Here is a 12285-nt window from a genome sequence, read left to right on the forward strand (position 1 = left end):
ATCAAGTTTTTAAAAATTTATTTAACAATAATTATTACTACTATTTTTTATTAATCATCTGCTTCTATTAATAAAGGTGTCTTTCCATCGGTGACAATGATCTTACTGTTAGGAGACTGAGATAATTTATTAAAAGCCTCTATACTTCGTATTTTAATAATCTCCTTAGTTAACCCTTCAGCTAATATTTTTTGTGCATCACGTTCTCCTTGTGCATCAATTATTTTTCTATCTGCTTCTAACTTAGCTTGCTGAATCACAAATTCCATTCTCATCGCATCTTGTTCTGCTTGCAATTTTTGTTCTATTGAATTTGCCAACCCTCTTGGTAATTGAATACTTTTCATCAATACGGCTATTAATTCTATACCATCAGCCTGTTTTTCGAGATTTACTTTCATCTTCATCATAATCTCATCCTCTATTTTGGCTCGCATACCGGAATGCATATCCTTGGCAAAAAATTGTGCACATACATCAGAAGAAGCTGATCTAAACACACTAGTAATAATAGACTCATATCCTTCTCCTAAATTTTCTAATACGTCAGGAATTTTATTTTGTTCTAACCGATATAAAATCGAAATTTCTGAATTGACACTCAATCCCTCTTTACTAGGTAGACTTAAAATCAATTTTATATTACTAGTCTGAGTAGATTCTTTTACTATTTTACTTACCAGTGGATTATAAAATACAGTCCCCTGAGTAGAAACTTTATTAGAAAACTTCCCCAAAGTTTGTTTTACACCAGCCTCTCCAGGCCTAATTACCGCACAACTGGAAAATACAATAAGTACTCCCATCAAAAGAAAAAAATTAGTTTTCATACACGCTTACTTTTTTTGTTCAACATTCATTATTAAAATAATATCACACCTAAGGTTCATTTTATCATAGCATATATTATGCTCTACTTAAATCCGTAATCTAATTCCAAAACCTTCAAGTCTCAGCTCATAAAATGGATGTTGATTAGAATTTATATCAACAGACCGGAGATTCGTATTAAAGATATATTCTTGAAATATTATTGATGGATTCACTTTAGGCAATAAACCTCTAGAACGATGCTCGCCATTAGTGTTTCTTATTTTGGATTCTAATGATTTTGTTTTGATATCAGAATAATTTTCTGAGTGCAAATACAGTAGTGATAAAGGAGCTAATCTTTCGGTATTAAGGAACAAGGTTTCATTATTAACCATCATTTTATTTTTTAAACTATTTGGGGCTTCCAAAACACTCCCCGAAACTGAATAATTAGTATCACCATAAAGGCAAAACCAGCTCAATTTATCTACACATCTATCAGACATAAAAACATCTTTGTCCATAAAACTTCCATTTCCAAAAAAAGAAAAGCTACTGAATAAGAAAAATGCAATTATGTATGATGTTTTTTTCATTTTGATAATATTATTTAATCATTATTGTTAATTTTTTATTAATTATTCAAATTTACTGAATTACTTCCATATATTTTTATTTATATTTATTATGATTTACATAAATACTAATTATGCATTATACACTTCATCAATTACAGATTTTCTTAAAAATCACTGAAAAAGAAAGTATTACAAAAGCTTCTGAAGAATTATATCTAACCCAACCTGCAGTTTCTATACAATTGAAGAAGTTTCAAGATCAATTTCCTATTCCGCTTACAGAAGTGATTGGCAGAAAACTATATATAACTGATTTTGGAAAAGAAATAGCGGCAGCAGCAGAAAAAATATTAGAAGAAGTAGAGGAGATCAATTATAAAACAATGTCTTATAGTGGTCAACTTACAGGTAAGTTAAAAATTTCGATTGTATCAACGGGTAAATATGTGATGCCATATTTTCTTTCAGACTTTATTAATCAACATGAAGGTATCGATCTCGTATTAGATGTAACCAATAAGGCACAAGTTATAGAAAGCCTTAAACGAAATACTGTTGATTTTTCACTGGTTTCCGTACTTCCTGATCATCTTCAAATAGATAAGATTCAATTGATGGAAAATCAATTATATCTAGTAGGCAATACAGAGCAAAAATTTGATAAAAAAATGTACAGTACTTCCATCCTGGCCGAACTTCCTCTCATATATAGAGAACAAGGCTCCGGAACCCGACATACTATGGAAAGGTTTATTCAGAAAAATGATCTGAAAGTTAGAAAAAACATGGAACTCACCTCTAATGAGGCTGTAAAACAAGCTGTACTTGCAGGGTTAGGATATTCTATTATGCCTTTGATTGGCATCAGAAATGAGTTAAAAACTGGCCGTTTGCAGATCATACCTGTAAAAGGTTTTCCTATTAAATCAAACTGGCATCTAATCTGGTTGAAAAACAAAAAATTCTCATTGGTTGCCGATGCTTTTTTAAAATATCTGGAAAGTGAGAAGGATACAGTCATTAAACAGAAATTTGAAAATATATAAAAAACAGATTTACCTCAACTATTACTATTCATCATAAGTTACTATTTTTGTAAAGCAAAATTTTGATATGAACACACCCAAATATTTACTTGTACTTTCCATATTCATATTTTCTACATTTCAGTTACATTCTCAAAATTTACAAGAACCTATTGATTCATTAGGTTTAAAAAAAGAATTGACTACCTGGCAAATGCTAAAATACGATGGCGCATCTGTTTTTGGCGGTGTAAAACACGCTTACACACAACCTGCACGATGGAAAGGAAAAGATTGGATAACTTTTGGAAGTGTTATTGCCGGTAGTGCAATTTTATTGGCTGTTGACGAACCCGTTAATGATTATTTCACCAATCAAAGAGAAGGAATTCCTCATATTATAAGAGAAACAGGTTTTCGCTTTGGTAAACCTTTGGTCAATTATGGGCTTACTACCGGAGTTTATGCTTTTGGTTTATTCACCAAAAACGAAAAAGTGAGAAAAACAGGTGTTTTACTGATTGCTTCTGCAACAGCAGGAGGGATTATTCAGACCTTTAGTAAAACCCTGGCTGGTCGTGCAAGACCTACAACAAATGAAGGTAATCTTAGCTTTCAACTTTGGTCAAACGAGGCGGCTTATCATTCATTTCCTTCCGGACATGCCATTCTTTCGTTTACCACCGCTTATGCAATTGCTAAGCAGTTTGAAAACCCTTATGTAAAAGGTGGAATAATTGCATTAGGTCTATTATCACCTGTATCCCGTTTATGGGAAGGCGCACATTGGTTAAGTGATACCGCTTTGAGCATAGCCCTCAGTATAGCTATTGTTGACGGAATTGACAATTTTTTAAATAATAATAAAAGGTATGTATATAACCCTAAAAAGTTTAAAATCAAATGGGATCTTAAGCTAGGAGCAGGGCAACTAGGAGTTGTTGGTACATTTTAAAATTTATTCAAATTCTTTCTCATAATACGTAGCGGCATCCTGTAGCAGCATATCCAAATATTTATTTTCGTTTTTAAGACGGTTTTCATTCCAATTAAGATATTTTATTAAATCTTCCTCTATAATTGATCTATATCTATGTACGCTATTAATATCAAAATATAACCTTCCAGTTCTTCTAACAAAGAAATCTACTAAACTATTCACCATCTCATGATGCACACAATACCATAACTCTGACCGTATTAATCTTTCTTCTACTTCATCATTCAGAAAATAATTCACTTTATCAATAATAATATCTGCTTGTTTACCATAGGTAGAAACCAAATACCATCCATAATGCAAATCTTCAACCTTCAAATCAATCAGTTGCTGAGCAATCTGATCTAAATAAGCATCTACTTCCTTACTATTTTTAAGAGGATCACTGGTTAACGGTATTTGTTTAGTATGGGATTTAGAAAATCGCTCTCTTCTTTTACTCCCCATGGTTTTAAGAACCTCGTCGATAACCCGCTGCGCCATTTTACGATACCCTGTTAGTTTTCCTCCGGCAATAGAGATCAATCCTGTTTCGGATATAAAAATCTCATCTTTTCTGGATAATTCAGACGGATCTTTTCCTTCCTCATGAATTAATGGTCGCAGTCCTGCCCAGTTAGATTCTATATCTTCTACTGTTAATGCCTCACTAGGAAACATATTATTTACCGCTTTAAGAAGATATGAAGCATCATCTTGCGTAGCTACGACCCGATTTAAATTAGCATTATAATTTGTATCCGTGGTTCCTACATAAGTGGCTCTTCCTCTTGGAATGGCAAAAATCATTCTTCCATCAGGTACATCAAAATAGATAGATTGTGTAAGCGGAAAACGTTCTCTGGAAAAAACCAAATGTACACCTTTAGTAAGATGGAGATACTTATTATTCAAGGAGTCGTCTTTTTCTCTTAAAAGATCTACCCACGGGCCAGCTGCAGAAACATAACTCCTAGATTTAATTGTAAATACTTCTTTGGTATTATGATCCAAACATTGTAAGCTTTTAATTTTACCTTCGTCATCATAATTAAAAGAAGTCATTTCACAATAATTAATACTATTTGAGCCATAGGAAGCTGCTTTTTTAAGTAATTCAATTGTAAGCCTTGCATCATCAGTTCTATATTCTGCATAATACCCTCCTCCGGTAAGGCCTTCTTTGTTTAATAAAGGTTCTTTGTTCATAGTTTCCTTTGCGCTAAGCATCTTGCGTTTATCATCTCCTTCTACATTAGCCAAAAAATCATAAACTTTTAATCCAATTGAAGCCATAACTTTACCATAGGTACCGCCTTCAATAAGAGGAAGCAACATTTTCTCCGGAACCACCAAATGAGGAGCTATTTTATGTACGGTAGCTCTTTCACTTCCTGATTCTGCAACTAATCCAATTTCTAATTGCTTTAGATATCGTAATCCTCCGTGGATAAGTTTGGTGGATTTATTACTAGTCCCCGAAGCAAAATCATTTTTTTCAATCAGACACACTCTTAACCCTCTGGAGGCTGCATCTAAAGCAATTCCTGCCCCTGTAACTCCTCCGCCTATAATAGTAAGGTCATATTTTGTGTTTTTAGCCCTTTGGAGTTGTGTTTGACGATCTAGTACCGAAAACCGTATTGGCCCTTCTTCCTTTACAGCCAACATATTTTTGTTTACTGTTAGTGTTCTAGATACTGCTTCTTGCCACCCGATATATTTTCGGCTTCGCTCGTGTTCTGTAATTTTTGGTTTAAATATGGTATCGACAGCTCTGATCTTGGTGATATCTTTTTTAGTCCAAATTCCTGCTTTAATTCCTGCAAGAAAAGCTGCACCCAATGCAGTAACTTCTAACATCTTAGGGCGATCCACTTCTACATTAAGAATATCTGACTGAAATTGCATTAGATAATTGTTTGCAGATGCTCCTCCATCAACTTTTAGTGATGCCATTTGTTTACCACTATCTTCTATCATGGCCTCCAGTACATCCCGGGTTTGATAAGCTAACGCTTCTACAGTGCCTTTTACAATCTCATTTTTACCAGAATCCAATGTAAGTCCATAAATCGCTCCTTTGGCATTCATATCCCAATGCGGAGCTCCAAGTCCTGCAAATGCCGGAACAACATATAAATCTTCTGAAGATTTGGTTGTTTTACAAATTTCTTCGGTTTCAGAAGCTTTTTCAATTACCTGGAGTTTATCTCTGAGCCATTGTATAGAAGCTCCTGCCACAAAAACACTTCCTTCTAACGCATATTTTATATTGTCTTCGGGTATACTACAGCACAATGTAGTTAATAATCCATTCTGAGATTTATAAGGTTTCTTTCCTGTATTGAGTAACATAAAACAACCCGTCCCATAGGTATTTTTGGCAATTCCGGATTTATACCCTCCTTGCCCAAACAAAGAAGCCTGTTGATCACCGGCTACACCATAAATAGGGATGTTGTGACCATCATAATCAATGTTTCCAAAATCAGAAGAGGAATATTGAACTTTAGGAAGTACCGTCTTAGGAATACTCATAGCAGATAATAGTTTTTCATCCCAATCCAGATTAATGATATTATACAACATTGTTCTGGAAGCATTAGAATGATCCGTGACATGACTTGTTCCGTTGGTGAATTTCCAAATCAGCCAAGTATCTATAGTTCCAAATAATAGTTCTCCTTTCTCAGCTTTTTCTCTTGCTCCATCTACATTATCTAAAATCCACTTTAATTTAGTTCCAGAAAAATAAGAATCAATGATCAACCCGGTATTCTTTGATACATAATCGCTTAATCCTTCGGCTTTTAAATATTCACAAATCTTTGTAGTTCTTTTATCTAACCAAACAATGGCATTATAAACAGGTAATCCGGTATTTTTATCCCAAACCACTGTCGTTTCACGTTGATTTGTGATTCCAACAGCGGCCACATCTTCGATAGATATATTTGATTTTTCAATTACTTCTATAAATACTTCTTGTTGGTGTCTAAAAATTTCTAAAGGATCATGCTCAACCCATCCAGGTTTTGGATACTGCTGAGTGAGTTCTTGTTGCGCAATTCCACAAATCTCCCCAAGGTTATTAAAAATAATTGCACGTGTGCTGGTAGTACCCTGATCAAATGCGATTACATATTTCTTGACCATATCAGAATTTTATTTGAAGTGTTATATTGAATATCCTTATTTCAAAATAACCATTAAACAATCTTTCACATTACTTTGTAATTGAAATCACTATGTAAAATAGTATCTTTTTGACCAATAGAAAAGAGAATCTAAGTATAAAAAAAATGTAATCGTTTGTATTATATTTTCTTTAAAGAAAACTACTTGTCTTTAATCGGCAAGAAAATTTCTGCTTTCCAGCTGGATGCATTATCATCTTGCATAGGGTTATTGTAGAAAATCTCTAATGGTTTTTTTTCTACTAAAATACTTCTTCGTTTAGCATATTCTAATAATGCAAACCAGGCCTGATCACTATTCCTATAATTACCATAGAAAATAGCCTTTAGTGCTTTACGAGAAGGACGTTTATTATATTTTATTTTAGAACTTGTAGGGAGCGAATCCTTATATTCTATTGGAAAACCAAAATCAAACCAGATATCATCAGTTCTTATATCCCATTCTCTAATTTTCACAAATGGATACCCGTTTTGCTCAATTTTATTCTCAATTATTTTAGGATATAAATCCGCATTAGCTCTTAACATCGCACCTGCCTTCATAAAACGTTTAGTTTTTGAGGATAAATACAAATATTCAACTTCAGGAATTTCGGATTCTCCTTCTATTTTTATTCTAAAATTATGTGAAAAATTATTGACCCCTTTACCAAAACCAGTTAGCTCTTTTTTAACCGATCTAATGAATTTTGTTTCTCCGGACAACACCCCTAGTCTATTGATAATAGAATGTTCTTTTGAAGTAATTCCAACTTTAATTTCTGTAACAGAATCATTAACGCTTTGTAAACTCCAGTATAGATTAAGTGTAGTATCTTTTAGTTTAACCTGCTGCCGTACTGTTTCGAACAGACTAGCATTCAAAGTATTGATGTTCAACGATTTTGAATCATTCCCCCAAGATTCCCAACTCAATATTTGATGATATATACTTCCAGGAGCACCTTTTGCTCTAAAAGTAATCTGATAATCATATGTTTTAATAAACAAATACCAAATTGTTATCCCCAAAAACAAAATTGTGGTGATTGAAAAAACTTTTGTTCTCTTCACTCTTTTATACTTTAATACAGTTTTACTTCGTAACTACAGAAGCTTCTTTGTTCATTTTCAATTTTTTATTCACAAAACTTCCCAACGACCGTCCTTGTTCTAACCCTAAATCTATAGCAGCTCTATAATGTATTCCTCCGTATAATCTACTTATGGCCGCTTCATCTGCAGCCTGATTAAATGAGTTAAAAGAACGTATTGGCAACCCATATTGCACCTCTGTATTATCATTAAATGCAAAGTTATCTCCAAATATCTTTGTCAAAACTGTAGAAGCTGCTCCAGATACTACAGAGTGTCCGCTAGTGTACTCCGGGAAAGGTGGTGTTTGTAAAACCGGCACCCAGTTCTCATCGATATGCTGATTGATCAACGTTTCCGGGCGGATCAAATTACTTCTGTATTTCTCATCCCAACAGCTAATAAACGCATCAGCAATAGCAATAGAAGTTTTTGTGTATGCATAAATGGTTTTTGCAAAATCAGCATTGGTTTTTTTACTAGCAATCTTGCATATTCCGATCCAATGTGCTCCCGGGGTTATTTTTTTGGTAGCAAACATCAGATGCCCTTTATGCGTTGAAACATAGGGGTTACAATCCCAGAACTGGGCAATTTCGAGTTTTTCAGAAGTCTCTCCTTCTTTTTTAATTGTTTCACCAACTTCATAGGTCTCCATTACTTCTTTATAAAAAGGACTATCTTTTTCCATAGAAAAATCTGGATATCTGGCAGGTTTAAACTGTGCTGCAGAATCTATGATTGACGGCCTTATTTTAGACCAATGAGGTTCAATCCCATCCATATAATCCGGAGGTGTAGGTTGCCAGCGAGAAGGATCTTCTGTATTTACTGAAAACTTTGGCATTGTTCGAGTCTGAGCATAATTATCAGAGGCATACCAGTTTTTTATATGTTCGGCAACTTCATCTCCGTACGCCTTAGAATTATTAAAGGTAGTTTTATCTATATCTTTCCAGGAGTTGTATAAACTATCTTGGTAGACTACTACTCGATCTTCAGAGAAAATAAGGTTTTTCCCTACTTCGAGATATGCTACTAATGCCGCTACTTTATAGTTTATCTTTTTTTCTGCATTTGCAATAGGTATAGATTTTAAATCATGTAACTGATTAACTAATGAAATATATTTATCTTCTTCTTGACGAATTATTTCGTAGGCTGCAATATTGGAATAGTTATATATTCTACTAGCCACCGGTGGCGAAAAAATGTCATGAACCATTACTTCTGTGATCTTATCCACCGCTGCGTGATAATCATCTGCTGTGATTATGATTTCCTGGGGTTCCTTTTGACAGGAAGTCAAAACTACTATTAGTAAAGCTAATGAAAACACCTTTCTTACCACCTTCAAAGAGGAAATAGTGCATAATTTATTTAGAAAATTCATATATCTCTGCTTTTTCATTGTGTACTGTAATTAATAAATAGTCCTTACTATCAAAATTAATAATATTTAAACCTCTAATTAATTTTTGAGATAGATTAACATTCAGTTCCGGAGCCTCAATTATACTATTTCTATCTTTTAATATTGCTCCTCCAAAACCATCAAATCTTCCGTGATATGGGATTACTCCAAAATAGTTTCCTGCCAAGAATACTTCTTGTTTACCGTCTTTATCAAAATCGTGTTTTAGCATTGATGTAATAGGAGAAACCTGAAGCTCATTTACAAAAGGAATAAAAGAAAATTTACCATTTTGGTTTTCTAAATATCCCGATGCTAATTCATGTACTTCTAAAATAGTAGCTTCTTTCAAAATATCATTACCGAAAACTTCTTCTACCGTTTTCCCGGCAAAATCTTTATAGGTTGTAAATTTTTTGCGTAAATAATTTAACTGACCAGATAATTCATCTAATCCCAAAGCTGTATAATATTTTCCATCTTTAGGAAGTGCCAAAATAGTTTCTGTTTTTTTATTATTATCAAAATCAGAATAATATAATCGCATTGGATAATCTGATGATGCATTAAATTTAGTATTCAATCCAAAATTACCTAATAAATAATCCTGATCACCATCATTATCGATATCGAACTCTTGTATGGACTGCCATAATCCATTGAGTCTCTTTGAAGCAATAGTTTCAGTCACATCTACTAATTCTCCTTTGTCATTTTTAAAAAAATGTGGAGACATCCATTCTCCGATAACTATTAGATCTTTAATTCCATCATTATCAAAATCACTCCAAGTGGCATTAGTTACCATTCCAATTTGTTGAAGTTCTTTGTTTTCTTTTATTCTAAACCTTCCTTGCTCATTTATCAACACATAAGATTCAGGAATATTACCAAAATCATCAGCTACCGCATAACTACCTACAAATAAATCTAGATCTCCGTCACCATCTATATCATTTGCTTTTATAGTAGAAGTATGTTCATAAATTTCCGGAAAATCACTTTTTATCAATACTGAACCTGAGTTAATGTATAACCGATCTAATAATGTTTTGGACGAACCCGAGATTTCTCCTCCAGCCGATGCTACAATAAGATCCTTTTTACCATCCCTATTAAAATCTTTGATCAAAGCAACTATATCTTCGCTTTGTTTGTCGGCTTCAAGCACATCAATCTGTTGTGATTCAAAACCATTTGCATTTTGAAAAAATAGTATAGAAGATTTGTTTTTTGAACTTCCGAAAAAAATATCATCTTTTCCATCTCCATTCAAATCTCCGACAGCTGTTGCAGGACCTTTATCCGAGATTTTATAGGGTATCAATTTCTGTCGGTTAAAATCTATATAGCTATTTTCTTTATGGACATATTGTAATCCGGGAATGTTATCGACTTTTCTAAACCATCCTTTAGAATTTGGAAATATATCATCATAATCCACTGATTTTCTTTTATGTAGTAATTTGATATTCAGGGTTTGATTGGTTTTTATGTTTTCTGCTATCTGAATAGTACTATCAGGCCAAATAATTTTTAATGAATCTATTACCTCAACATCTCCATAACCAAAATGAATAACTGGCTCTGAAGAGGACTGAAACCCCTTAGAGGTATATAATTGTTTACATTGAGCAACTCCCTGATGATAAGATATAACCTTGGCTCCTATGCCAAATTTATTAGATGCTTTAAAACTTAACTTCAGTTTTAAAAACCTTGCTTTTTCATTAGTTTTGTTTTTATAAAAAGCAACCGGAGTATTGATATTATTAGTCACAATATCCAGATCTCCATCATTATCAAAATCAGCATAAGCGCTACCAGTAGAAATCACTTTTTCATTTGGTAACCAATTTGCAGTTTTATCTTCAAAAACTATACTTCTATTGCCTTTAAATATATAATTCTGCACAGATCCTGATGGCATAATATTAAGTGCTTCGTTATCTACTAGTTTGGTAGTATTAAGTTTTTCTTTAATCTTATCGTTTGAAATGTATTTGATATAATCTAAATCATTTGGCCGCTTTGGTATTCCGTTAGATATAAATATATCTTGCTCACCATCTTGATCGTAATCTGCAAATAACACTGACCAACTCCAATCTGTGGAAGCTATATCACTCATCAATGCTGTTTCTGTAAAGTATTGGCCTTTTTGGTTTATCTGAATCATATTACGAGCATACTGGTAATGATATCCCAATCTGTTGACTCTCATATTCAGCATATCAATCGTTTCATCCCCTGCAGATGCCTTAAGCACTTTTTCATCTTCGGGAGTCATATCCAGGGTTAATATATCTGTATATCCATCGTGATTGATATCTGTAACATCACTACCCATAGAAAATCGACTGGTATGCCCAAATTTTTCTTTGAGTGCTTCTCTGAATGTGCCATCTCCATTGTTTATATAGTAATAATCATCTTCATGAAAATCATTACTTACGTAAATATCCGTATATCCATCATTATTAAAATCTGCTGTAGCAACCCCTAATCCATATCCATTTACCCCTCCATAAATGCCTGCTTCTTCGCTTACATCAGTATACTTATTTCCATCATTACGAAGTAACTTATCTCCGCTTTTTTTATGGCGGTTGTTTCTAATTGCTGCTTTACCAAATGAATTTTGTGTATGTATTGCGTGATTTAAGAGATACATATCAAGGTCTCCATCATTATCATAATCAAAAAAACTGGCTGAAGTAGAATAATTCTGAAAATCTAATTCGTAGACTGATGCTTTCTCAGTAAATGTTCCATTACCATTATTGATAAACAACTCATTTTGCCCTTGCAGGCCCTGAATTCCGGTTACGGCACAAACATAAATATCGAGATACCCATCTCCATTTACGTCAGCCATAGTTGTTCCCGTATTCCAATCTGATTTTCCTGCTACTCCAGCTTTTTTGGTAATATCTTCAAATTGAAAATCTCCTTTATTGAGATATAGCTTGTTTTCACCTTGATTGGAAGTAAAAAACACATCTACCAGATCGTCATTATTAATATCTCCTACCGCTACACCAGCACCATTATAAAAATACAGATAGTCCAGAATATTTAATTCTTCTGTAGGATTAAGTTCATTCTGAAAGGTTACCTTAGTTATTGCTGAAGGCATTTTTTCAAACAAGGCTCCTTGCTGTAATTTTTGTTTGGAACAAGAAACTATTAACAGAGT

8 protein-coding genes are annotated in these 12285 nt (G+C 33.4%); 2 read left to right on the top strand and 6 right to left on the bottom strand.

The genetic code is table 11. The features are described 5' to 3' along the window. Positions 1-50 precede the first annotated feature (50 nt). A complete protein-coding gene (locus tag J8M14_RS12160; RefSeq protein WP_211074893.1) occupies positions 51-830 on the bottom strand; it encodes a prohibitin family protein in 780 nt (259 codons plus the stop codon). Positions 831-917: 87 nt separating this feature from the next. After that, positions 918-1409 carry a hypothetical protein gene (locus tag J8M14_RS12165; RefSeq protein ID WP_211074894.1) on the bottom strand — a complete coding sequence of 164 codons (492 nt, stop codon included), beginning with the start codon at positions 1407-1409 and terminating at the stop codon, positions 918-920. A gap of 113 nt (positions 1410-1522) precedes the next feature. Here J8M14_RS12165 and J8M14_RS12170 point away from each other — a divergent pair, with 113 nt between their 5' ends. Together J8M14_RS12170 and J8M14_RS12175 are read left to right on the top strand one after the other, a co-directional pair. After that, complete coding sequence (locus tag J8M14_RS12170; protein ID WP_211074895.1) at positions 1523-2437, top strand: LysR substrate-binding domain-containing protein; 915 nt, start codon at positions 1523-1525, stop codon at positions 2435-2437. Between the two features lie 67 nt (positions 2438-2504). Continuing rightward, a complete protein-coding gene (locus tag J8M14_RS12175; protein ID WP_211074896.1) occupies positions 2505-3371 on the top strand; it encodes a phosphatase PAP2 family protein in 867 nt (288 codons plus the stop codon). 3 nt (positions 3372-3374) lie between these two features. Here the strand turns inward: J8M14_RS12175 and glpK are convergent, their stop codons facing one another. The 4 genes from glpK to J8M14_RS12195 form a co-directional block, all read right to left on the bottom strand. Further along, positions 3375-6554: a glycerol kinase GlpK gene (glpK, locus tag J8M14_RS12180; RefSeq protein WP_211074897.1), complete on the bottom strand. Its 3180-nt coding sequence runs from the start codon at positions 6552-6554 to the stop codon at positions 3375-3377. A 182-nt stretch (positions 6555-6736) separates the two neighbouring features. After that, on the bottom strand, positions 6737-7651 hold the full coding sequence (locus J8M14_RS12185) for a hypothetical protein (RefSeq protein ID WP_211074898.1): 915 nt from the start codon (positions 7649-7651) through the stop codon (positions 6737-6739). 22 nt (positions 7652-7673) lie between these two features. Continuing rightward, positions 7674-9083 carry a vanadium-dependent haloperoxidase gene (locus J8M14_RS12190; RefSeq protein ID WP_247672623.1) on the bottom strand — a complete coding sequence of 470 codons (1410 nt, stop codon included), beginning with the start codon at positions 9081-9083 and terminating at the stop codon, positions 7674-7676. Continuing rightward, positions 9049-12225: a VCBS repeat-containing protein gene (locus J8M14_RS12195; RefSeq protein ID WP_247672624.1), complete on the bottom strand. Its 3177-nt coding sequence runs from the start codon at positions 12223-12225 to the stop codon at positions 9049-9051. Before J8M14_RS12195 ends, J8M14_RS12190 begins: the two co-directional genes overlap by 35 nt. Between the last annotated feature and the right edge of the window lie 60 nt (positions 12226-12285).

The sequence above is a fragment of the Aquimarina sp. MMG016 genome, from assembly GCF_018100805.1.
GTDB lineage: Bacteria > Bacteroidota > Bacteroidia > Flavobacteriales > Flavobacteriaceae > Aquimarina.